Annotated in this window: 23 protein-coding genes and 1 pseudogene; 18 read left to right on the forward strand and 6 right to left on the reverse strand. The window is 67.4% G+C overall.

Annotated elements, in window-relative coordinates; all coding sequences use genetic code 11:
* Nucleotides 1–1,175: oxygenase MpaB family protein (locus tag ACN675_RS16185; RefSeq protein WP_420751815.1), on the reverse strand; the 1,175-nt coding region annotated here is incomplete at its 3' end.
* Between the two features lie 121 nt (nt 1,176–1,296).
* Here ACN675_RS16185 and ACN675_RS16190 point away from each other — a divergent pair.
* Entirely contained in the window at nt 1,297–1,854 is a 558-nt protein-coding gene (locus ACN675_RS16190) for a TetR/AcrR family transcriptional regulator (protein WP_420751816.1), read from the forward strand.
* A gap of 47 nt (nt 1,855–1,901) precedes the next feature.
* Nucleotides 1,902–2,600, forward strand: a complete 699-nt coding sequence (locus ACN675_RS16195) for an SIMPL domain-containing protein (protein ID WP_420751817.1) — start codon at nt 1,902–1,904, stop codon at nt 2,598–2,600.
* Nucleotide 2,601: 1 nt separating this feature from the next.
* Here ACN675_RS16195 and ACN675_RS16200 read toward each other — a convergent pair whose 3' ends face one another.
* Both ACN675_RS16200 and ACN675_RS16205 read right to left on the reverse strand, forming a co-directional pair.
* Nucleotides 2,602–3,000: a PPOX class F420-dependent oxidoreductase gene (locus ACN675_RS16200; RefSeq protein ID WP_420751839.1), complete on the reverse strand. Its 399-nt coding sequence runs from the start codon at nt 2,998–3,000 to the stop codon at nt 2,602–2,604.
* 84 nt (nt 3,001–3,084) lie between these two features.
* Nucleotides 3,085–3,591: pseudogene (locus ACN675_RS16205) on the reverse strand (dihydrofolate reductase family protein); the annotation flags it as partial.
* Nucleotides 3,592–3,779: 188 nt separating this feature from the next.
* On the opposite strand from ACN675_RS16205, the gene ACN675_RS16210 reads away from it, so the two are divergent.
* Complete coding sequence (locus ACN675_RS16210; protein WP_420751818.1) at nt 3,780–4,550, forward strand: hypothetical protein; 771 nt, start codon at nt 3,780–3,782, stop codon at nt 4,548–4,550.
* 106 nt (nt 4,551–4,656) lie between these two features.
* Here ACN675_RS16210 and ACN675_RS16215 read toward each other — a convergent pair whose 3' ends face one another.
* Nucleotides 4,657–7,794 (reverse strand): AAA domain-containing protein, encoded by a 3,138-nt coding sequence (locus ACN675_RS16215; protein ID WP_420751819.1) that lies wholly within the window; start codon nt 7,792–7,794, stop codon nt 4,657–4,659.
* A gap of 269 nt (nt 7,795–8,063) precedes the next feature.
* On the opposite strand from ACN675_RS16215, the gene ACN675_RS16220 reads away from it, so the two are divergent.
* Nucleotides 8,064–8,483 (forward strand): hypothetical protein, encoded by a 420-nt coding sequence (locus ACN675_RS16220; RefSeq protein WP_420751820.1) that lies wholly within the window; start codon nt 8,064–8,066, stop codon nt 8,481–8,483.
* Between the two features lie 105 nt (nt 8,484–8,588).
* On the opposite strand, the gene ACN675_RS16225 is transcribed toward ACN675_RS16220, so the two are convergent.
* Together ACN675_RS16225 and ACN675_RS16230 are read right to left on the reverse strand one after the other, a co-directional pair.
* Nucleotides 8,589–8,915 carry a DMT family transporter gene (locus ACN675_RS16225; protein ID WP_197252890.1) on the reverse strand — a complete coding sequence of 109 codons (327 nt, stop codon included), beginning with the start codon at nt 8,913–8,915 and terminating at the stop codon, nt 8,589–8,591.
* The gene (locus ACN675_RS16230) at nt 8,912–9,271 is read right to left on the reverse strand and encodes a DMT family transporter (protein ID WP_420751821.1); all 360 of its coding nucleotides are present in this window, start codon (nt 9,269–9,271) and stop codon (nt 8,912–8,914) included. The genes ACN675_RS16225 and ACN675_RS16230 overlap by 4 nt, the downstream gene beginning before the upstream one ends.
* Nucleotides 9,272–9,493: 222 nt before the next feature.
* Between ACN675_RS16230 and ACN675_RS16235 the strand changes: the two genes are divergently transcribed.
* From ACN675_RS16235 to ACN675_RS16300, 14 genes are all read left to right on the forward strand, one after another.
* On the forward strand, nt 9,494–10,606 hold the full coding sequence (locus tag ACN675_RS16235) for an aromatic ring-hydroxylating oxygenase subunit alpha (protein ID WP_420751822.1): 1,113 nt from the start codon (nt 9,494–9,496) through the stop codon (nt 10,604–10,606).
* A 25-nt stretch (nt 10,607–10,631) separates the two neighbouring features.
* On the forward strand, nt 10,632–10,835 hold the full coding sequence (locus ACN675_RS16240) for a ferredoxin (RefSeq protein ID WP_138998046.1): 204 nt from the start codon (nt 10,632–10,634) through the stop codon (nt 10,833–10,835).
* Entirely contained in the window at nt 10,832–12,013 is a 1,182-nt protein-coding gene (locus tag ACN675_RS16245) for an NAD(P)/FAD-dependent oxidoreductase (RefSeq protein ID WP_229581871.1), read from the forward strand. Before ACN675_RS16240 ends, ACN675_RS16245 begins: the two co-directional genes overlap by 4 nt.
* A 48-nt stretch (nt 12,014–12,061) precedes the next feature.
* Nucleotides 12,062–13,567: an APC family permease gene (locus ACN675_RS16250; protein ID WP_420751823.1), complete on the forward strand. Its 1,506-nt coding sequence runs from the start codon at nt 12,062–12,064 to the stop codon at nt 13,565–13,567.
* Nucleotides 13,564–14,616, forward strand: coding sequence for an NAD(P)-dependent alcohol dehydrogenase (locus ACN675_RS16255; protein WP_138998044.1), 1,053 nt, complete (start codon nt 13,564–13,566; stop codon nt 14,614–14,616). Before ACN675_RS16250 ends, ACN675_RS16255 begins: the two co-directional genes overlap by 4 nt.
* Nucleotides 14,617–14,650: 34 nt before the next feature.
* Complete coding sequence (locus ACN675_RS16260) at nt 14,651–15,157, forward strand: Lrp/AsnC family transcriptional regulator (protein ID WP_138998043.1); 507 nt, start codon at nt 14,651–14,653, stop codon at nt 15,155–15,157.
* A gap of 101 nt (nt 15,158–15,258) precedes the next feature.
* Nucleotides 15,259–15,585: a putative quinol monooxygenase gene (locus ACN675_RS16265; RefSeq protein WP_138998042.1), complete on the forward strand. Its 327-nt coding sequence runs from the start codon at nt 15,259–15,261 to the stop codon at nt 15,583–15,585.
* A 45-nt stretch (nt 15,586–15,630) separates the two neighbouring features.
* A complete protein-coding gene (locus ACN675_RS16270) occupies nt 15,631–16,473 on the forward strand; it encodes a mycofactocin-coupled SDR family oxidoreductase (protein WP_420751824.1) in 843 nt (280 codons plus the stop codon).
* Nucleotides 16,474–16,775: 302 nt separating this feature from the next.
* Complete coding sequence (locus ACN675_RS16275) at nt 16,776–17,555, forward strand: SDR family NAD(P)-dependent oxidoreductase (RefSeq protein WP_229581866.1); 780 nt, start codon at nt 16,776–16,778, stop codon at nt 17,553–17,555.
* Between the two features lie 30 nt (nt 17,556–17,585).
* Nucleotides 17,586–19,229 (forward strand): rhodanese-like domain-containing protein, encoded by a 1,644-nt coding sequence (locus ACN675_RS16280; protein ID WP_229581865.1) that lies wholly within the window; start codon nt 17,586–17,588, stop codon nt 19,227–19,229.
* Nucleotides 19,226–20,134 carry an ABC transporter permease gene (locus ACN675_RS16285; RefSeq protein WP_229581864.1) on the forward strand — a complete coding sequence of 303 codons (909 nt, stop codon included), beginning with the start codon at nt 19,226–19,228 and terminating at the stop codon, nt 20,132–20,134. Before ACN675_RS16280 ends, ACN675_RS16285 begins: the two co-directional genes overlap by 4 nt.
* Entirely contained in the window at nt 20,121–20,903 is a 783-nt protein-coding gene (locus ACN675_RS16290) for an ABC transporter ATP-binding protein (protein ID WP_420751825.1), read from the forward strand. The genes ACN675_RS16285 and ACN675_RS16290 overlap by 14 nt, the downstream gene beginning before the upstream one ends.
* 47 nt (nt 20,904–20,950) lie before the next feature.
* Nucleotides 20,951–22,009, forward strand: a complete 1,059-nt coding sequence (locus tag ACN675_RS16295; protein ID WP_420751826.1) for an ABC transporter substrate-binding protein — start codon at nt 20,951–20,953, stop codon at nt 22,007–22,009.
* A gap of 43 nt (nt 22,010–22,052) precedes the next feature.
* Entirely contained in the window at nt 22,053–23,411 is a 1,359-nt protein-coding gene (locus ACN675_RS16300; RefSeq protein ID WP_420751827.1) for an LLM class flavin-dependent oxidoreductase, read from the forward strand.
* Nucleotides 23,412–23,421 lie beyond the last annotated feature (10 nt).

The raw sequence follows: 23,421 nt of genomic DNA on the forward strand, positions 1-23,421 counted from the left end.
CAGTGCGGCGCGGCGTCGACCAGGTCGTGTTCGACGCCGTAGTCGACGCGCATGCGCTCGATCGCGGCATCACGGCCCTTGTAGGCGCGAAGCGTCACTCGTTCGCGGTCCGGGTAGCGACGATCCTGGATGCGGTTGACCAGCGCAAGAACCGGGCCGACGCGGCGTAGCACGTGCTTGATCGACCCGTCCGGGATGTGGAGGGCGTCGGCGTCGGCGTCGCCGATGAACACGCGCTGCAGGCCGTACATCAACGTCCGCGACACGGCCCGCTTGATGCGGTCGTTGCCGGGCAGCAGGTTGGCCAGTTCGGGAACCAGATAGTCGTCGGTGAGCGCGACGACGAAGTCGCGGTCGTCATCTCCCGGGCCGGGTGAGGTCAGCCGGTACAGCTCCTCGACGAGGATGTGGTCGGCTTCCTTGCACAGGTTCAGTTCGTCGCTCATCCCGATGACGTGGCCGACGTAGCGCCACAGGTGGTAGATGTCGTCGCGTTCCTCGTCGGTGAACCGCACCCCGAGCATCTCCATCGCTTCGACGGCGATGTGCCCGAACTCCGCCATCGTCAACGCCATGTACGACTGCGGGATCGGCACTCCCCACGCCTCCTCGTCCCAGCGACCGCTCGCGAGGATGCCGCGACGCACGTGCGCGTGGATCAGCCGGACCCGCACGGTGTACGCGAAACCGGCTGCGTTACGGCGCATTCCACCGCGGGTCAGCACGTGCCGCAACCACTCCCCGACCTCGACGGACCGCACCGCCGGTTGGCTGACGTACCGGCCGGTCAAAGCCAGCGGCTTGCCGGCGATCTCGTTGCCGGCACCGCGCACCAGCGAGGCGGCGCCGAGCACCATGCCGAGGATCGGGGTGTGCCGGACCAGCGCGTCGGCAGCGTTGTCGAGACGGTCGTGGTCGACCCAGTCGGGCTCGTCGTCGAGGAATTTGAACAGCATCCGCAACGATTCGGGGGCGTCGGCGACCGAGTCGATTCCTCCCTCGAGGGCGGCGCGCACCGCGTCCGTCGCCGACGAGGCACCGAAGTCGTCGGCGACCACGGCATCGGCCAGAGGGTCGGCCTGCCACATTCCGTCCAGCCAGCGGTGTCCGAGGTCGCCGTAGCGACGCACCGCGATGTCTGCGTTGGCAAGGTCCTGAGGAATCCGTCGCTTCATGCATCTCATGGAAACACGAGAAATCCTCACCTACTATTCACTTTCCGTGAGCCCCCGACCGAACCGAACTACCCCAGGTAGAGGCATACGGAAGTCGCCGACGCAGCAGCGCAGCCGTGAAATGCGCAAGCACCTCCTCACGTCTACGCACGAGCTGCTCGCGAAGAGCCCGACGGCGCGTCCCACCACCACCGCCCTCGCCGAGCACGCCCACGTCAGCATCGGCACCGTGTACCGATACTTCCCGGACATCGACACGATCATCGACGAACTGCGGATGTCGGCGGTCCACGACATCACCACGACACTCTCGACCGCGATCGGCCGGGCGATGGATCAGGAACCCGCGGTCGCGATGGTCACCGTCGTCGAAAGCCTCACCGCGGCGTTCGAGAAGCACGCGGCCGTGCTGCGTGTGTCCTACACATCCGGGGAGAGCGAGTTCGGTCTGGCCTGGGCCGAGATCGAAGGACCGCTGCGACCGCTGGGGCGGATCATCCCGGCCCGCCTGCGCCCGGATCTCGACGACGCCGCACTCGACGACCTGGTGTTCATCGTCATGGGCGCGACGGCCAGCCTGTGCTCGCGGATCGCACTGCTGCGCCCGCCGAAGTCCGACCGGGACAGGCTCGTCGCGGTCGCCGCCCGCATGCTGCTCGCCGCCGTCGAGGACGCCTGAGCTGCGAATACCGGCAAAGGTCGTGTCGTGCTGGCACACTCGCGGGCATGAACGATCTCCCCGTCACGATCACGGTTGCCGGTCACGCCGAGCGCGAGTACGCCCCGAACCGATGCACCGTCGCGCTGCAGGTGCACGCGGACGGTGCCACGCGGGAGCAGGCCGCCGACCCGGTCACGGCGGCGGTCGCCACCCTGACCGGTCTCGTCGCCGACCTGCGCGAGGGTCCCGACAGTCCTGTGAAGCGCTGGACGTTCGATCAGGTGCGACACACCCGGTACCGCCCGTACAACAACGAGGGCAAGACGCTGCCGTGGCGGTACACGTCGTCGGCGTCGATCACGGTCACGTTCCACGAGTTCGATGCGGTCGGTGCGTTCGTCGAGCGGGTTTCGGGGATCGAGGCCGTCACGGTGTCCGACCTGCGCTGGTGGATCACCCGCAAGTCGCGGCAGAAGAAGCTCGCCGAGGTCCGCGACCTTGCAGTACAGAACGCCCTCGACAAGGCGAAGGGCTACACGAAGAGCTTGGGATACAACACTTTCCGCGCGGTCGCGATCGCCGATCCCGGCATGCTCGGGTTGCCGACGCCCCCAACGCCCTACCCCAGCGGCGGACCCGTGCTGCGGTCGGCGATGCGCGCCGACATGGCACCCGCCGCCGAGACGAGCGGTCCCACGTTCGCCCTCGAACCCGATCGCATCGGCATCACCGCGGACGTGGAGGCGAGATTCGAGGCGTCGTAGCTTACAGGTCGGTGACGTCGGTCAATTCGTAGTGCAATGTCGACGTGTGCATCACGCGGTGCGCGAGGTGCACGCCGACGTGTTGCACCAGCGGGAACTTCTTGTCGATCAGCTCACCGGCGGCCCGGGATTCCTCGCCGGACAACAGGTGTGCCGTCGCTTTGGCCGGCGGACCAGTCGGTTTTCCCGACCACGTGCACGGACGAATCCGTACCTCCGGGAAATTGCGCAGCCGCTTGTTCTTCGACGCTTTGCCGGGGGTACGGAAGTAGGCATGGCCGTGGTCGACGACGAGGTTGACGGGCGTATCGACCCAGGTACCGTCGCGTTTGCGGGTCTGGAGCTGTACGACCTTCTCGCCCGCGAACCGTTCCAGGGCCGGCGATTCGTTACCGGGCATGCTGCTGGGACCTGCCTTCGAGGCTTCGTGACTCGGGCCCTTGTGGAGGGTCGGCGCGTAGACCAGTTGTTGGACGCGGCCGTCGAATGTGTGGGATTCGAGCAGTTCGAGGTCGAATTCGGCGCCGGGCACGAACACGGGATTGCGGCCGCTGGTGCCGGTGATCGCCGGGAAGATCGTGATGACGAGCCTGTCGACCAGCCCGGCCGACAGCAGCGCCCGGTTCATCGACAGGCTCCCGTGCGACCACAGCGGCACATCGGATTCGGCCTTGAGCCGAGGGATCGCGGTGAGCGCATCCTCGGCGATGAGCGTCGTGTTTTCCCACTCCAACGGCGGTTCGAGTGTCTTCGAGAGGACGATTTTCCGGGCTCTGTCGATCAGGTCGAAGGTCGGATCGTCCCCGGATTTGACGATCCGATACATGTCCCGATAGGTGTTGGCACCGAGCACGAGAATCCGGTCGGACCCGAACGCCTCGGCGCGACTCGCCACCAGCTCGGGACCTTCCTTCCCCCAATATCCTGGCCAGTCCACCGCGGTGCCGAAGCCGTCGAGACTGACGAAAACGTCGAATGTATAAGTGGCCATGATGATTCGAACCTCCGCACGCGGCGACGCGGGCGCACGTTCGCCGCTGGGTCGAACGGTGATTGTCAAGTCTGGCACTTTCAACCGTAACGCGAACCTGCACAGGACGAAAACCGACCTGCCGACGTCCCGGCGTCTGCGCGTGTCCCACCACCAGTTTTGCGGTTCGTCGTGGCAGTCTCGTCAGAATGCACCCCTACGACGAGGGATTCGAGCCTCCGAAGGCATGTTCGGAGTGGTGCCGGGCGCGCTCGTTCGACCTGCAGGTGCTCGACGAGGGCGTCACCGTCGACCTGGACTGGTGGAACAGTCACCTCGAGCGCGCCGGCCACGAGATCCGGCTCCGCGGTCGCAACCTCGACGGACGTGTCGTCACCGACGGGGACGCGATCGTCCCGCGCAACGACCTTCGGCTGGGCAGCGAGTTGATCGACGCCGACCATGAGGGACTGGGCCTGCTGTTCCTGTGCGCGGCCTGGCGCAGTGCGCATCCCCGACGACGCGGCGCCCGCCGCTTCCCCGACGTCCGCGACGCCCGCGCCCCGAAGAACCGGGACGGGCTCGCGAAGATCAAGGGCGTGCTCGACTACTGCGCGAAGACGAAGAAACTGCCCGAGGCGTCCCGGCAGACGTGGTCCGGGTGGCCGGACACCCCCGGGATCGGCGTTCCACTCTTGGCGACGTACCTGTGGGCGGTCGGGGTCCAGACAGACGCCGGGCCTGCGCAGCTGCTCGACCAGCACGGGGTGTCGACGCTGGTCCACGAAGGATGGCTCGAGGATCCGTCCGTCGCCGACTTCACGCTGCGCCGCTACCACCGGTACGTCGATCTGCTCACCACGTGGGCCTCGCTCATGACCACCCGGCCCGAACTGGTTGAGATGTGGCTCGTCGACCGCTGGCACGCCCGCATCACCGAGGCACGGGACGGATCGCACGCGACCCCGCGGCTGTTCTGACCCCCGGTAACGCTCACCCCGACGGTATCCGCCGACGAGAAGGACAGCAGCGCGATGCATGCACCGCGCTGCTGTCTTTCTCGTCTGCGGCTCTGGTAACGCGTCCCTATCCATCGGGGTGGGCCGACTGCTCGACGTGGCGAGCCAGTTCCCGGGCGAGCACATCGAAGCGCGGATGCCGCGACCACGCCGCGCGGTCCCCGATCACATACAGGCGCTTCTTCGCCCGGCTGACCGCGACGTTCGCCAGATTCGGTTTCGATGAGGTCCAGCGTTTCGCACCGTCGCTCGCCGGATCGCCGCCCAACACGAGGAAGACCACATCGGCTTCCCTGCCCTGCGCGGTGTGCACCGTCCCGGCGGTGAGTCCGCCGAACCGCACGGGCAACGCCGTGAGCCGTCGCGCGACGTCCCGGAATGGGCTCAACACGATCACCTCCCCCATGTCCTGTCCCCTCCGGGCCAGGTCGTCGAGAAGTTCGACGAGTCGGTCGTACTCCGCCCGCACGAAGTGACCGCTGGAGGGGCCGGTGACGTCGATCCACCGCGACGACGGCAGCGACCCGCGTGGGCGCGGATCCCTGCCGTGCAGCATCGTGCCGCCGTAGGCGATGGTGTTGACGATCGAGAACATCGGCTCGTCGCAACGCCGGTGCACCCGCAGCGGTGCACCCACCCAGATCGGCCCCTCGTCGCCGGGCAGGGTCGTTCCCCACCGGTTGAGGCGATCGGCGATAGACTGCGCCGACGACCTCGCCGGCAGCCACCGCTCGTCCACGCCGAACTCGCGGCGTACCGCCTGCTGAGCCCGGAACGGCAGTGTGACAACGGGTTCGAGCTGAATCGGGTCGCCGACGACGACCGTGCGGCGGGACCGCCAGATCGCGCCCACCGGGTTCTGCGGTGTGGACTGGCCGGCCTCGTCGATGAGCAACCAGCCGAGCGCTTCCCGTCCGAGTCCGCGGAACACCCGGTCGAAGGACGCGAAGGTCGTCGAAACGAGGGGGACGACGAAGAACAACGCGCGCCACGCGTCGGCAACGGCGGCCGGATCCAGATCCCGGGGTGCGCTTCCGGAAACGACGTCGGTCGCCCCGTGCAGGCTCTGCCGCATCTGGGTGGGCACGTGGGCGAGGAATTCCCGGTGCAGGTCGAGGGCTGCAAGGAACACGCGTGATCGCGCCTCTGTGATCTCCTCGTCCGACCACGGCGCGGCCAGTTCCCTCGCCGGGGCGGTGTCGCTGTCCTCACCGGGGACCGATGCACCCCACCGCTGCCGCGCCGCGTCGAGCGCGCAGTCGAGTTCTGCGAGACGCGCGCGCGTGCCGCGATACCGGTGGGTGAGTTCGTCCTGCGTGCCCTGCAGGGCGACGAGCGCGTGCGTCGCTTCTTGATGGGCGGCAAAGGCCTGCCGGTAACTCTCGTCCCAGCGGGCGAGGGCCTCGGCGAGTTGGTCGCGATGGGCCTGCCATCGCCGTCGTTCCTCGCGGGCCTGCCGGCCGATGCGCCACCACGGAACTCGCGTCGCATCGTGCGCGGCGAGTTCCGCTTCGGCCGTGGACTTCTCCTGCTGCGTTCGTTCGACGGTGCCGCGCCGCACTTGCTCGGCGTCGGCGGCGCTGCGAACCGCGATCGCGTGCGCCGCCAACTGATCTTCGATCGCACCCAGTTCGCTGCGCCGATTCGCGCGTTCGCGGAGTTGCTCGTAGGCCCGCTGACGTTCGCCGAGCATCGTCGCGACCGCGTCACGCCGGGCACGATATGCGGCAACCGCCTCTCGCCAGGGACGTTCCGGTCCCGTGGATTCGAGTTTCTTGAGAATCGACTGGATGCCTCGTCTGGCAGGTGCATCCCGCCCCGTGGCCTTTCCGTCGAACCACAGGGTGCTGGTGAATCGGGACCGGTAGCTCTTGCGACCGAGCCGGGCAGCGGTCAGCGCCCACGCCCGGGCCGGTTCGGCATCGCCGGCGGCGTCGACGTTCAGCAACGCCGTCGCGATGTCGGTGAAGTAGTCGATCTCGAATCGTTCGCCGTCGATTGCGTCCGCGGCGGGCATCTCGAAGCTGATGTTCTCGACCGCCCCGTTGTTGGACGACGCCACCACCATCTCGAATCCGTGGAACGGCCCGGTCCACCGCTGCACGATCCGCGTATAGTCGCCGGTCTTCCAGCGGTGCGGGGTGGCCGCGAACGCCTCGGCCGGGTTCGCGAGGCCCGCGAGCCGGTCCGCGCGTTCGACGACGATCGCCGCAACGAGATCGCGCAGCAGCGTGGACTTTCCGGTGCCCGGAGGACCGTTGACCGCGAAAATTCCGGCACCGCTGTGCAACTCGTCCATGATGGTATTCACAGCGAACTGCTGGCCGAGAGCGAGGGGATGCTCGGGTTTGCTCGGCCAGCGGCCGGGCGGGGTCGCGGCGGGGCGGCAGGCCGCCAGCGATGCTTCGGGGACGGCGCTCAGGTCGACCCGGGCGGCCACGTCGAGCCCGGTGTCGTCGGTGAGGTACTGCGCGAGCCCGGTGCCGATGTCACCGTGAGCGACCTGTTCCGCCACCCGATCGAGATCATCGGCGATGAAGCTGTTCAGGAAGTCGGTGCCGTCGAAGCCGTCGGACTGGTTGACCTGCACCGACCGCACTCTGATCTCGCCGCAGTCGACCATGCCCTCCAGCCCGGTCAAGGTCGCGATGCGATTCCGCAGGTCGGTGAGCATCCCGACGCTCAGAGGGCGCCGGCCGCCTCGTTGCACGTCGACCTCTTGCCCGTCGTCGAGCAATTCTGTCAATTGTTCCTGCGCCTCGCGGAATCCGCGCAACCACGACGGTGACCCGGGTCCGGGGTTGCGGGTGCGACCTGCCGCCCACGCCAGGCCGGACAACACCTCGGACTCCGGGATATAGCAACCCTCCTTGTCCAGGACGATCGCAGCAAGCGCACATTCCCCGGCCGGTCGGGGGTCGTAGTTCTCGGCACCCGGATCGAGGATCCCGTCGACGGCCGTCCACACCTCGTCGATTCGATAGACACCGAGGTAGACGATGTACTGTCGCTCGTTTCCTTTCCGGCGTAACGGTTGGCGCAGTCGGCGGCAGAACATCCACGGCAGTGGGATTTCGGCGGCCACCTCTTCGACCGGTTCCAGACTGTCGAACCTGTCGACCTTCGGAACCTGCTGTGGACTGAACAACTCCACGGCACGCCAGAACTCGATGACGTCGGCCTGCCGACGGTACTCCCCGGTCACTGCTCCCCCTGTCGATTCCCCCGCGGTTCGTTCCGGTGCGCGAGAACGTCCGCCCAGCGAACACAATTGCACACACTCTCATCCGAAGCGCCGCGGGAGAGTGTGGCAGTGCCCTCACCCCGGTAGCCGCAATCGAGAAAGACAGCAGCGCGATGCCGGTCGCGCGCGCCTGTCTTTCTCATTTGCGGCTCTGGAAACGCTCCGAACCTCGCCGCCTACTCGCGGTCGTCATCCCGTGCAGTAGGGCATCTTTCGGCTAGGTTGGTGCGATGAGAACACTCTGGGCCGTGTCGGTCGTCTCGGTGTTGTGCACCGTGCCGATGTGGGTGATCGCCGTACCGCAGCTCGTTTTCTCCGGGGTTGTCGATGTCGGCCCGTATACCGGACTCGCGCTGGGACTCCCGACCCTGATCGGGTTACCGTGCGCGGTCGCCGGAGTGATCGCTGGATCGGTGTCTCTCGTGAAACAGCGCGCACGCAACTGGGCCGCGAACCTCATGACACTCGGGCAGGTCGCGACCGTGGCGCTGGCCGCCGCCATCGTCGTGTGGGCGCTGGGCTACGCGTCGACCGGCTGGGAACTGCTCGCGCTGCCGACTTCGCCTATGGTCGGCCAGATCGTGGTCGCGGCGGGGCTGCTCAAGGCCGGACGGCCGCGGATGTCCCGCTCGGTGCGCGCATCGTCGTGACTATCGGGGTCACCGCCGCGCCCTGCACGACCCGCAGTCGAGAAAGACAGCAGCGCGATGCCGGCATCGCGCTGCTGCCTTTCTCGTCGGCGGCTACGGTAACCCTCACGCGGAGTGCGAACCGACCTCGATCGCAACAACTCCCGCCATGATCAGGGCAATGCCGATCACCATGCGGAAAGTGAGGGGGTCCCGAAACAGCAGGCGTCCGAGGACTGCCGTGAGCGCAACCCCGCAGGCAACCCAGATGCCGTACACGACGCCGACGGGAACGTCGCGCGCCAGCACCAGTGCGACGAGCCCGAATGCGACGACGTAGCAGGAGACGGTGGCCAGGACCCAGCGCGTACGGGCCATACCGTCGGACAACTTGAGGCAGATCGTGCCTGCCACTTCGACAACGATCGCCGCCGCGAGAATCAGCCACGTCACCGTGCCGCGACCTCGCGGTCGTCTTCGTCCACCGGGTCGACTCGGGGATGTGAGCCCAGTTCGACGATGACCACTCCCGCGATCACCAGCGCCATGCCCACCGCCATCAGCGGGGTCATCGGATCGCCGAAGAGGACGGTCGCGGCAGCCGCGGTCAACAGGATGCCGGCGGCGCCCCAGATTCCGTAGGCGACACCGACGGGCATCAACCGCAGCGCGCGGGCGAGGAATGCGAAGGACGCGCAGTAACCGGCCACGACGAGCACGTACCAGACGGGATCGTCGGTGGCAGCACGCAGCGACAGGGTGGCGGTGACCTCGCACGCTATCGCCCCGCCGAGCGACCACCATTTCATGCCGGCCAACCTACCGCCCTCCTCTCGGATGCCGCGGGTCCGCGCGGTCGCGTCGCGTCGCGGCGACGCATTCCCACCTTCGGGTACCTGCGATTTTACGCAATGCGCAATAAATCCGGTACATCTGCTTGACATTGCGTATCTGTGACCTCATGCTGGTACGCAATTCGATGTGACGCACACAACAGCCCCGTGTGCTCCCCCACCGAAAGGACCCCCCTCGTGGTGATTTCCCTCGACGACGTGCGCGACCGGTACGCGCTTCCCTCCGTCGACCAGCTTCTCGCCGATCTCGACGCCGGAGAAACCCTGCCGGCGCCCTTCTACTACGCACCGGAGATCCACCAGCTCGAACAGGAGAAGATCTTCTCCAAGTCCTGGCAGTACGCGTGCCACGAATCCGCGGTCGCCAAGCCCGGCGACTACGCGGTCACCCGCGCCGGCGCGATCCCGATCATCGTCACCCACGGCCGCGACGGCCAGCTGCGCGGATTCGTCAACGTCTGCCGCCATCGCCTGCACTCGATCGCCGAGGAGAACGGCAACAAGCCGCTGCTGCAGTGCCCGTACCACGGCTGGACGTACGGCCTCGACGGCAAGCTCAAGACGGCCCCGCGCTCGCAGCGCGAGCCGAACTTCGACTGCTCGACGATCTCCCTCGAACCCGTCTCCGTCGAGCGGTGGGATCAGTGGATCTTCGTCAACCCGGATCCGAACGCCGCTCCCCTGGCGACCGTCACCGCCGATATCCGTTCCCGCACAGACGAACTCAACGCGGACCTGCGCGACTACGAATTCCAGATCCGATACGAGTACGACATGGAATGCAACTGGAAGCTGTGGGCGGAGAACGCCGTCGAGTGCTACCACTGCCCCACCCTGCACAGCACGAGCTTCGGCAAGACGTACCACACCTCCCCCGACGACTACGCGATCGATTCGTCCGACAACACCATCTGGCACGCCGGCCCGATCAAGTGGCTGCCCACGAACGTGGATCCCGAGGGCCTCAAGGGTTTCCGGTTCGCGTTCACGTTCCCGTCGTCGTTCTTCGCGCTCGACGACTACGTCGGGTTCATCGGCAGCATCCAGCCGGTCGGGCCGCAGAAGTCGTGGGCGTTCGTCGACATGTACGCCAAGCCGGGCGCCGACCCGATCGTCGTCAAGGAATGGCTCGACATGTGGGACCGCACCCTCATCGAGGACAAGCGCGCCACCGACATCCAGCAGATCGGTTACAACTCGGGCCGGGTCCGCGCCGGCCGACTCCTCCTCGACAGCGAGAGCCCGCTGCAGTCGTTCATGCGTACCGCGGTCACCGCGCTCTCGTCCTGACCTCCCTACGACGAAAGTCGGAACGATGACGAAAATCCTTGTGGATCTAGGCAAATGCCAGGGATACGCGAACTGTGTCGTCGCGGCACCGGACATCTTCGATCTCGGTGACAGCGGCAAGGTCGACCTCCTGGAAGCGACCGTCGCCGACGACCGCCTCGCCGACGTGCGGGAAGGGGTGCGCTCGTGCCCCGCGGCTGCCCTCACACTCGAGGAGACGGCGTCATGACGCACGTGACCGTGGTCGGTGCGTCGCTCGCCGGATTCCGCGTCGCCGAGGGCCTGCGCGCCGAAGGTTTCGACGGCGACATCACCCTGATCGGCGACGAACCGCACCTGCCCTACGACCGGCCGCCGCTGTCCAAGTCCGTGCTCGTCGACGACGAGCCCGCCTCGACGGCCTTCCGGGACGCGGCATGGTTCGCGGACAACCGGATCACCCTGCACCTGGGCGAAACCGCCCGCCGTCTCGACACCGCCGCGCGCGCCGTCCACACCGACGCGCGTTCGCTGAGCTACGACGAACTCGTGGTCGCGACCGGGGCCACGCCCCGCAACCCGTTCCCCGACGCACCGGCCGGTGTCTTCACCCTGCGCACCGCCGACGACGCCGCGCGCATCCGCACGGCCCTGCGCGCGGCGCGGCGACTCGTCGTGATCGGCGCCGGCTTCATCGGCCTCGAGATCGCGTCGTCGGCGCGGCGTCTCGGGGTCGACGTCACCGTCGTCGAACTCGAACCCGTGCCCCTGACCCGCAGCGTCGGCGACGACGCGGCAGCGGTCCTCGCCGACATCGCCCGCGCCGACGATGTGCACCTGCTGTGCGGCCGGGCGGTCGCCGAACTCCGCGGCACCAGCGTCGTCGAGTCCGTCGTCCTCGACGACGGGACCGAGCTGCCGTGTGACGCGGTGGTCGTCGGGGTGGGTGCGGTCCCCTCGACCGAGTGGCTCACCGGCAGCGGCCTCGAGGTCACGCGCGCGGGACTGATCTGTGACGCGACCGGACGCGCCGGCGACCACGTGTGGGGTGTCGGCGACGTCTGCGCGTGGACCGACGACGCGGGCACGCCGCACCGTCACGAACACTGGACCTCGGCCGCCGAACAGGCCAAGGTCGTCGCGCACAACCTGGCGTGCGACGACAAGCGCACCGTCACCGCCGCGACGTACGTGTGGTCCGACCAGTTCGGGCGGCGCATCGACATCGTCGGTGACACCACCGGGCACGACGACCTGCGCGTGCTCTCCCGCAATCCCGACGACCTCGCCTACCTGTACGCCCGCGACGGACTGCTCACGGGTGCTTGCCTGATCGGCCAGCCCCGGCTCATGGTCCGCTGCCGCCAGTGGATCGCGGCAAGCACTCCCGTCGCCGACCTCGAACTCTGGGTCTCGTCCGCGCCGTGAGCGCCGACGTACCCTCCACTCATCAGGCAACTCGAAAGGGGCCACCCAATGAGTTCGCTCGACACATCGGGTTCCGATCCCGCACCCGAGCACATGGTCCGCACGCTCACCTGGCGTGACGGCATGGTGTTCGCCCTGAACATGCCGATCGGCCTGTTCCTCACGCTCGGCTACACCGTCGGCGCGATCGGCGGCTGGACCGCCATCTCCATCTGGGCCGTCGCATGCTTCTTCGCCTTCCTCCAGAGCCACCTGTTCTCGGAGATGGCCGCGATGTTCCCCGACCGCTCGGGCGGCATCTCCGTCTACGCCTACGAGGGCTGGAAGCGCCACTTCGCGCCCCTCGGTGCGATCGCCGCGTTCGGCTACTGGATGGGCTGGTCGCTGTCACTCTCCGTCGAGGGTGTCGTGCTCGGCACCCTCATCGAGCAGGCGTTCTTCCCCGACAACGACATCGCGATCCGCCTGCCCATCGGCCACGAGCTGGGCCTGCCCTATCTCATCGCGATCGGCGCGATCGTCTCCGCCTGGGCACTGAACTACTTCGGTATCAAGATCGCTGCCGGCGTCGCCCGCATCACCGGTGCCCTGCTGGTGATCGGCTTGGCCGTCCTCGTCGTCGGACCGTTCCTCTCGTCCGGCGCCGACTTCGACATCACTCGCCTGAGCTGGACCGGATCGAGCTCGCCGTTCGACTGGAAGGTGATCGTCGTCTGGTTCTACATCACCGCCTGGACGACCTACGGCACCGAGGTGTGTGCGAGCTTCGCCGCCGAGTACAAGGATCCGGTCAAGGACACCTCCCGCGCGCTGCGCCGGTCCGCCCTGATGATCATGGGCCTGTACATTCTGGTGCCCTACGTCGTGGTCGGCGCGCTCGGCGAGCAGACGATCGGCGCGAACCCGGTCAACTACATCGGCATCGCGTTCGAGCACATCCTCGGTTCGTACGCGTGGCTCGGACAGGTTCCGGTGATGGCCGCGTTCGTCATCGCGATGATGACGGCGACCGCCGACGGCGGACGATCCCTGTACGGCATCGCACAGTCCGGCGGCACGATCCGCCAGCTGGGCGAGCTCAACCGGTACGGCGTCCCGGGCCGGGCCCTGACCACCGACATGCTCATCAACGTCATCATCCTGATCGTGCTCGGCGAGCCGATTGCGATCCTGCTCGCGAGCAACCTGGGTTACCTCACCGCGGTGACCCTCGCGGTCGGCGCGTTCGTCCTGCTCCGCCGCGACCGCCCCGACATCATCCGGCCGATCCGCCTCGCGAAACCGTGGGTCGTCATCGCGTGCGCCCTGTTCGCGATCAACACGTTCGCGATCGCCGTGGGCATCCTCAACCCAGGCCTGACCGGCTACGGCGGGCTGAGCGAAACCGTCACCGGCATCGGCATTCTCATGATCGCCTGCGTGCTCTGGTACTACCGCCAGCGCATTCAGGACAAATCGACGATCGAATGGCGGGTCCACGACGACCCACTTCTGCCCCTCGACACCGCATCCAGCGAACCAGCCCCCGTTTCCGATTCCAGGAGCCACCCGTGAAATCCATCCGCGTCCACGCCTACGACACCCAGCCTTCCCTCGACGAGGTGCCCCAGCCGACCGTGCGGGACCCGCACGACGTGATCGTCAAGGTCCGCGGCGCCGGAGTGTGCCGCACCGACCTGCACATCATCGAAGGCCAGTGGAAGGACAAGAGTTCCGTCGCCCTGCCGTACACGATCGGGCACGAGAACGCCGGCACCGTCACCGAGATCGGCTCGGCCGTCACCAACGTCGCCGTCGGTGACTCGGTGATCCTGCACCCGCTCGCCACGTGCGGCCTGTGCCTGGCCTGCCGCAGCGGCGACGACGTGCACTGCACGCACTCCGATTTCCCCGGCATCGACACCGACGGCGGCATGGCCGAGTACCTGCGCACCTCGGCGCGCAGCGTCGTCAAGCTCGATCCGTCGCTCGAACCGTCCGACGTGGCGGCACTCGCCGACGCCGGGCTCACCGCCTACCACGCCGCGCGCAAGGCCGCCGCGATCCTGCGGCCCGGCCACACCGCCGTGGTGATCGGCGCCGGCGGGCTCGGGCACATCGGCATCCAGGTCCTGAAGTCGATGACGGCCGCGCGCATCGTCGTCGTCGACAGTTCCCCGGATGCGCTGGATCTGGCCAAGCAGATCGGCGCGGACGCGACCGTCGTCGCCGACGGCACCGAAACGCAGCAGGTCCTCGACCTCACCGCCGGCAACGGCGCCGAAGCCGTCCTCGATTTCGTGGGCGAAGGCACCGCCATCGAAGCCGGTGTCGGCATGCTGCGCCGCGCCGGGTCGTACTACGTCATCGGGTACGGCGGTCGCCTGGACGTGCCGACCATCGACATCATCAGCACCGAGATCAACTTCGTCGGCAACCTGGTCGGCACCTACAACGACCTGGTCGAGCTGATGGCGCTGGCGGCGGAAGGAAAGGTCAAGCTGCACACGGTCAAGTACCGGTTCAGCGACTTCCAGCAGGCGCTCGACGACCTGCACCACGGCCGGATCCGCGGTCGCGCGGTGCTCGTGCCCGACGACGAGTTCGACGGCCGGCGTGGCTGAGCCGCGTCACCGGACCATCTCCTAAACTGAGCGGATGCGCAAGATGCCGAACCCGTCGAACGGAGACCAGAACTCGGGAGAGAACCCGGGCGACGGTCTCGACGACATCGACCGCGGCATCCTGCGCCTCCTTCAGGAGGACGGCCGCATGCCCTACCGGCAGATCGCCCGCGAGCTGGGCGTCTCCGAGGGAACCGTCCGCATCCGCTCGAGCCGCATGCAGGAGTCCGGCGCGCTCAACGTCATCGCGATCGCCGATCCGTTCCGCCTGGGGTACAGCGTCCTCGCGTTCGTCCTGATCAAGGTGGAACCGGGCGCGCAGGACCGGCTGGTCGAGGAACTCACCGCGCTCGACGAATCGACCTACGTCTCCACCTGCATCGGCCGCGCCGACCTCTACATGCAGTTGGTGTGCCGCGACAACGACCACCTCCACGAACTGCTCCACCGGCGCATCCCCGCCCTCGGCGGGATCCGCGACCTCGAAGCGTTCATGGAACTGGAAATGCACAAGGTCTCGTACCGCTACAACCTGCCCTGACACATCGGGCGTGAGCCCGAATCCCTCCCCCACTCCCTGCGGCGCCCGCAGCGCTCGATTCGTGCTGCGCCGCACCCTTTTCCACCCTCTCAGGGAGAATCATGATCTTCATCGTCGTGAAATTCACCGTCCGGCCCGAGGACGCCGACACCTGGCTGGAGCGCACCCGGGACTTCACCGACGCGACCCGCGCCGAGCCCGGCAATCTGTGGTTCGAATGGTCCCGCAGCGTGGACGACCCGAACCGGTTCGTGCTCGTCGAAGCGTTCCGCGACGGCGACGCCGGGTCCGCACACGTCGCGTCCGAGCACTTCCGCGCCGGCCTCGACGCGATGCGTCCCGCCCTCGCCCGCACCCCGCAGATCCTCAACACCGAGATCCCCGGCGTCGAATGGGCACGCATGGGCGAACTCGACCTCGGCGACTGACGCCACCGAACATCCACTGCTGCAACACAAGACAAGGAATTCGTCATGACCGGAAGAGTCGAAGGCAAGGTCGCATTCATCACCGGAGCCGCGCGCGGGCAGGGCCGCAGCCACGCGGTGCGCCTCGCGCAGGAAGGCGCCGACATCATCGCGATGGACGTGTGCGGCGAGGTCGGCCGCACCGGCGAGTTCTACCATCCCGCCACCGAAGCGGATCTCGCCGAGACGGTGGCGCTCGTCGAGGCCGAGGGCCGCAAGATCGTCTCCTACACCGCCGACGTCCGCGACTACGACGGGCTCGCAGCGGGATTGAACGACGCGGTCGCGCAGCTCGGCCGTCTCGACATCGTCGCCGCCAATGCGGGGATCTTCCAGTTCGGCGACGAGGTTCCGGACCTGCTCGTCGGCGACTGGAACGACGTTATCGACGTCAACCTCAACGGCGTGTTCAACACGTGCAAGGCTGCCATCCCGCACATCGTCGAAGGCGGACGCGGCGGCACCATCGTCATCACGTCGTCCGACGCGGGCGCCAAGGGCTTCGCACGCTTCGGCCACTATGTCGCGTCGAAGCACGGCGTCATCGGCCTGATGCGCACGCTCACAATGGAACTGGCGCCGCACTCGATCCGCGTCAACGTCGTGTCGCCCACCAACTGCAACACCGACATGATCCAGAACGAGGCGGTGTACAAGCTGTTCCGTCCCGACCTCGAGGAGGTCACCCCGGAGCAGTTCGCCGAGGCGTCGGGAACGCTGCTCGCGTTGCCGGCACCGTGGGTGGAGCCGGTCGACGTGTCGAACGCACTGCTCTTCCTCGCCTCCGACGAAGCTCGTTTCATCACGGGTGTGAACCTGCCGGTCGACGGCGGGTCGTCGGTGATCTGATCGCCGCAGGGTCTCCCCCGGTACCCACAGCAGAGAAGGACAGCCGCGCGTGACCAGTCACGCGCGGCTGTCTTTTGCGTCGGTGGACTCGGAGGGCATTTGTCAGCGGTGACCGGCTCCCTAGAACCAGGGTGAGCCAAAAGGGTTCGATTCCGGCCTCTTGTTCGTAAGTTCTGTAAGCACATCGTGCCCGGAAGCCGGGTGCGGCCGCGTCGTGACATTCCTGCGATCGGAATACATTCCGCAATCGCGTTTTTCGCGCGGAACCAGGGTGAACTACAAGGAACGGTCAGAACTCGAACATGGGTCTCGAACTCGAAGGCAAACGCGCCATCGTCACCGGTGGGGGCACCGGAATCGGCTATGCGATCGCGCTGGAACTCGCGACACAGGGCGCCTCGGTCGCCATCGCCGGTCGCCGCACCGAGGTACTCGCCGACGCCGCCAAACGCATCGAGTACGCGACCGGCGCGAATGTGCTGCCGGTCGTTGCCGACACCGGCGACGACGAATCCGTGAAAGCCCTCGTCGACGCCGTCGCATGGGAGTTCGGCGGCCTCGACATCCTGGTGAACAACGCGGCCGAACAGCCTGCTCAGCACGGGCCGAGTTTCAACGACGCCGACGACGAGTGGTTCCACCGGCAGATCGACGTCAAGGTCATCGGCTACCTCCGAACGATTCGCGCGGTCGCGCCCCTGCTGATCGAGAACGGCTGGGGCCGGATCATCAACATCAGCGGCACGGGCTCGCGACAGACCGTGTCCGTCATCGGTTCCGTACGTAATGCGGGCGTCACCGCCTTGACCAAGAACGTCGCGGACGAACTCGGCAAGTACGGCATCAACGTCACGGTCGTGCACCCGGGCGCGACGCGCACCGAACGTTTCGAGGAGTTCCGGAACCGCGCGTTCGTGAACGAATCGACCCGAAAAGCGCACCTCGACAACGTCATCGGACGAGTTGTCGAACCCGAGGAGGTCGCCTGGGTCGTGGCCTTTCTCGCGTCGCCGCGCAGTGCCGCGATCACCGGCGACGGAATCGTCGCCGGTGGCGGCATTCCCGGCTTCATCTACTACTGACCGACTTCACGTCCCTCGGAGGAACACCCCATGCCCACTGTCACCACGTCGACCATCGCAGCCGACGAACTGCACGATCTCTTGTCGAGCCACGACGAATACGCGCTCCTCGACGTCCGCGAGGCCCGGGTTACGGCCGAGGAGGGCTCGATCCTGCTCGGTGTTGCGGTCCCGCTGAGCCGCCTCGAACTGCGCGTCGACGCGCTCGTTCCGCGACGTTCCACGCCGGTGATCGTCTACGACGGCGGCAAGGACGACGACCTCGCGCAGCGGGCCGCGTCCCGGCTCGCCGAGCTCGGCTACGTGGATGTACGCGTGCTCGACGGCGGGATCGCCGCCTGGGCGAATGCCGGCTACACGGTCCAGTTCGGTGGCGACAACGTCGTCGGCCAGGCGTTCGGTGAATGGATCGAAGAGGTCTACAGCACGCCTCACATCAGCGTTCCGGAGTTCCGCGCCAAGGTCGCCGCAGGTGAGGACATCGTGGTCCTCGACAGCCGCCCCATCGGCGAGTTCGAGAACCACAGCCTGCCGGGTGGCACCTCGATCCCGGGCGCGGAACTGGTCTATCGAGCCGCCGAGGTGGTGAAATCGCCCGAGACGCTCGTCGTCGTCAACTGCGCCGGACGAACCCGCAGCATCCTCGGAGCGCAGGTCCTGATCAACGCGGGACTGCCCAACTCCGTCGTCGCGCTGGAGGGCGGCACGCAGTCGTGGGTCCTGGAGGGGCTGGAACTCGACCACGGCAAGCATTCGGCCGCACCGCTTCCCACCGGCTCTTCCCTCGACCAGGCGCACGCTGCCGCAGAGCGCTTCCGCGATCGCTTCGGAATCCGGTCGATCGACAAGGCGACACTCGCGCAGTTCCGCACCGAAACCGACGAGCGCACCCTCTACGTCTTCGATGTCCGCACGCCCGACGAGTACGCCGCCGGTCACCTGCCCGGCACCGTCTCGGCGCCGAGTTGGGACGTCGCCCCGTGGGTGTTCCGCTACATCGCGACCCACAACGCCCGCATCGTGCTGGTCGACAACGACTCCGTGCGCGCGACCGTCGCGGCCTCGTGGATCGTGCAGGTCGGCTGGGGCGAGGTGTATGTGCTGGAGAACGCGTTCGACGGTGAGGAACTCGAGACCGGCACCGGCCCGGCAGTACGACTGCTCGGGTTGCCCGGCGACGTCACGACCGTCGATGCCGCGACGCTGAAGGGCAAGATTGCCGCCGGAACCGCGCAGGTCGTCGACCTGCAGCCGAGCCTCGACTACCGCGACGGCCACATTCCCGGTGCGGTGCATGCACTTCGGTCCCGGCTGGTGAACTCCGTCGCCGACATCCCCGGCGACGGCACCATCGTGCTGACCTCGCCCGACGGCGTCCTTGCGACCTACGCGGCCGCGGATCTCGCCGCTGCGACGCAGCGACCCGTCGCGGTCCTCGACGGCGGTACCGCCGCCTGGGTCGCGGCCGGTGAACCGCTCGAGTCCGGTGACGAGAACCTGCTGCACGGACGCGACGATGTGGTCTTCACCCATTGGCGCGAGAGCGACCCCGAGGTTCAGAAGGCCGGGTTCCGCAAGTACCTGTCCTGGGAACTCGGCCTGGTCGCCCGGTTGGAGGCCGACGACACCGTCCCGTTCAACGCGTTCACCCAGCCGCAGGACAGCTCGTCGTGACCGCCGTCGACGTCTCGCGCGATTCTGCGTCGACACGCGATTCTGCGTCGACGGAAGACGACACCGCCGGCGCCCCGCCGACCCGGCCGGAAGTGGAGAACCTCAGCCCGAACACCAGGACCGGCAGGATCGGGGCGGCTGCCCGGGTGTGGCGCGGGCGGGTGCTGCGGTTCCTCGTCCCCGTCGCGCTCATCGTGCTGTGGCAGCTGTCCTCGGTGCTGGGCTGGACGGACGAGTTCACCCTGCCGCCGCCCAGCAAGATCCTCGCCGCGTACGGCGAACTGTGGTCGAACAACGACCTGCAGGAGGCGCTGCCGGTCTCGATCCGGCGGGCCGGAATCGGCCTCTTCTTCGGCGTCACGTTCGGACTGGTCCTCGGCCTGTTCGCGGGTCTGTGGAAGATCGGCGAGGAGATCTTCGACGCTCCGCTGCAGATGCTCCGCACCATCCCGTTCATCGCGGTGGTGCCGTTGTTCATCACCTGGTTCGGCATCGACGAGAAGCCCAAGCTGATCCTCATCGCGGCGGCGACCGTGTTCCCGGTGTACCTGAACACGTACCACGGGGTGCGCGGCGTCGACAAGAAACTCATCGAAGCCGGACAGACGTTCGGTCTGCGGAACTGGCGGCTGGCCGCGCGCGTGATCCTGCCGACCGCGCTTCCGTCCGCGTTGACCGGCATCCGATATGCCTCCGGCGTATCGCTTCTCGCCTTGGTGCTCGCCGAGCAGATCAACGCCCGGGAGGGCATCGGCTATCTGCTCAACAACGCGAACCAGAACCAGCGGCAGGACATCGTCATCGCCGGGATTCTCATCTACGCCGCGCTCGGCATCGTCGTCGACGTGGTGATGCGGATCATCGAACGTTTCGCGCTCCCCTGGAGGCCCCGTGTCACCATCTGAAAACTCTCTGCCGAGCGAATCCGGCAGCGAGACAGGTCCGTTCGCGGTCGACGCTCGGGGCGTCCGACGGGTGTTCGGCGACCGGGCCGTGCTCGACGGCGTCGATCTGCAACTGCGGCAAGGCAACTTCGTCGCCCTGCTCGGACCGTCCGGAACCGGCAAGACGACGCTGCTCCGCATCCTGGCCGGTCTCGATGCCGCCGACGGCGGGACGGTGGTGGTCCCGAAGTCCCGGTCCGTCGTATTCCAGGAACCCCGGCTCGTGCCCGCCCGGCGGGTGTGGCGCAATGTCGTGCTCGGCAGCCGCCACGTTCGCCGCGATCGCGACCGTGCCGTCGCCGCGCTCGACGAGGTCGGACTGGCCGGACACGCGGACGCCTGGCCGGTCACGCTCTCCGGTGGTGAGGCACAGCGTGTCGCGTTGGCGCGTGCGCTCGCCACCGAGCCGGGCCTGTTGCTGCTCGACGAGCCGTTCGCGGCGTTGGACGCGCTGACCCGCATCCGCATGCACGACCTGGTGGGGGCACTCATCCGCCGACACAACCCGGCGGTGCTGCTCGTCACCCACGACGTCGACGAGGCCATCCTGCTCGCCGACCGAATTCTCATCCTCTCCGACGGCAACATCGACGTGGACATCACCGTCGACGTCGATGAACCGCGGCGACGCAGCGACGCCCGCTTCCAGGAGCTGCGTCAAGCGCTGCTCGACAAACTCGGCGTCGGGCGAACAGCCCGCGCTGCGGCGCTGGCCGCGATCGGCAGCTGACCCGACCCGCCCGGCTCTCGACCATCACCTACAAGGAGTTACCCCTCGTGTCCGTCCCTGCCCGTTTCGCCGCCCGCGCCGGCCGCCGGCTCGCCGCCCTGACCGCCGTACTCGCGCTGGGAGCCGGTCTGTCCGCGTGCAGCAGCGCCGAGGGCGCGAACAACGGCGACCCGAACAACGTGACCCTGACGTTCGGCTTCCAGACCGCCGACTACCCGGCGTTGCTCGAGGCGTCCGGGCTGTTCGAGGACCTGCCCTACACCCTCGAAACTCCGGTCATCGCCGGCCCGGCTGCTCAGATCTCGGCCCTGTATTCGAAGGCGACCGACTTCGGTCTGGTCGGCGAGAACACCGCCGCCTTCGAAGCGGCCAACGCCGAAAACGACCTCGGCAACGCCGATCCGAAGATCTACACGATCGCCGGTCTCGCCTACGAGGGCACGCCCTATCCGGCCCCGGCACTCTTCGTGAAGAAGTCCGCCGGGATCTCGAAGATCGAAGAGCTGAGGGGACATACGGTCGCCTACAACTTCGGCGGCAACATCTACGCCGGATACGTCAAGATCCTCGCCGATGCCGGGCTGACGGTGAACGACATCGAACCGGTGCAGCTGCCGGACAACCAGGCCGCCGCCGCAGCGTTCGCCGCCGGACAGGTCGATGCGGTCGTCACCAGCTACTCCCACGTCGCCAAGGCCATCGAGTCCGGTGACGCGGTGCAACTGACGACCAACGAGGAATTCGGAGTCAAGGGCGGCGCCGGGTTCATCACCCGGCCGGACGTGCTGGCGGACGCGGGCAAACTCGCCGCGGCCGAGGATTTCTTCGCCCGGTTCAGCAAGCTGTGGAGCGAGTGGTACCCGTCGCACGAGGCCGAGGTGACGGGCATCCTGCAGGACGTCCTCAAGCAGGCCCCGGACATCGCGAAGATCAATTTCGAGAACGGCAAGCACGGCAGGCTCTACCGCGTCGGCGATCCGGAGTTCATCGCCTCGCAGCAGAGCATCGTGAACGCGGCGTACGCGGCCGGCGGCGTCAAACACGACTACGACATCGCCAAGGTCTTCAACCCCGTGTTCGACCACATCACGGTTTCCGACCAGTGACCGCACCACTCCCGCATCATCTTTCGAGGACACCGAGAAGAACATGACCAGAACCCGTCAGCTGCACCTGAATACGAATGCGCTCAACGCCGGTAAACATCCGGCCGCGTGGCGGATCCAGGACGACCCGCTGGGTATCGTGCACATCGAGTACTACCGCAACATCGCGCGCATCGCCGAGCGCGGGACCTTCGATGCCCTGTTCCTCGCCGACGGCCCGGCCCTTCCCGGTACCGTCGCCGAGCAGACGTGGAACTCGCTCGAACCCTCGGTGCTGCTCGCTGCGATCGGTTCCGCGGTCGAGCACATCGGCCTGATCGGGACCATCTCGACGACGTTCAACGACCCGTACAACATCGCGCGGCGCTGGTCGACCCTCGACCACGTCACGCACGGCCGCGCGGCCCTCAATTTCGTCACCACCCAGAATCCTGAAGCGGCAGCCAATTTCGGGCTCACCACGCTCCCCGACCGTGGGGAACGGTACGCCCGGGCCGAGGAATTCGTCGAGGTCCTGGTCAAGCTGTGGGACAGCTGGGAGGACGGCGCACTCGTCGCCGACCGGTCCACCGGGCAGTACGCCGACCTCGACCGCATTCATGCGATCGACCATGAGGGACAACGCTTCTCCGTGAGCGGCCCACTCAACGTCCCACGCACACCGCAGGGACGTCCGGTGATTGTGCAGGCCGGAGACGGCGGCACCCACATCGCCGCCAAGTACGCCGACGCCGTGTTCAGCGCGCAGACCGTCTTCGAGGAATCCCGGAAGTTCTACCGGGACCTCAAAACACAGGCACAACGGCACGGGCGCCGTCCGGACCAGATCCTGCTGCTTCCCGGCCTGTTCCCGATCGTCGGGAGCACCGAGAAGGAAGCGTTCGAACGCAAGGCCCTGCTCGACTCGTTCCTGGGCCCTGACGAACAGAAGGCCGAACTCGCCACGAAGCTCGGGCTCGAACCCGACGATCTCGAACTCGACAAGCCGCTTCCCTACCACCTCCTCGACACCGAACGGTTCGGTGCATCGGCCGGCTTCTACAAGTCCACCCTCGCGCTCGCCCGCAAGGAGAACCTCACGGTGCGCGGCATCCTGGCGCGCAACCCGGGCGCGCACCGGCAGATCGTGGGCACGCCCGAACAGATCGCCGACGACATCGAGAAGTGGTTCCTCGGCGAGGCGGCCGACGGATTCAACCTCAACGCCGACTCGTTCCCGACCGGGCTCGAGCCGTTCGTCGACCACGTGGTGCCGATCCTGCGCAAGCGCGGCATCTTCCGCCACGAGTACACCGGCACCACGCTGCGCGACCACCTCGGCCTGGACCGGCCGGAGAACCGCTACGCCGGCGAAACCGGCTGGCAGAACCACTCCGCGAACAGCCGATACGTCGGCATCTAGCACACCACCC

The organism is Rhodococcus sp. O3 (genome assembly GCF_048897285.1).
GTDB lineage: Bacteria > Actinomycetota > Actinomycetes > Mycobacteriales > Mycobacteriaceae > Rhodococcus.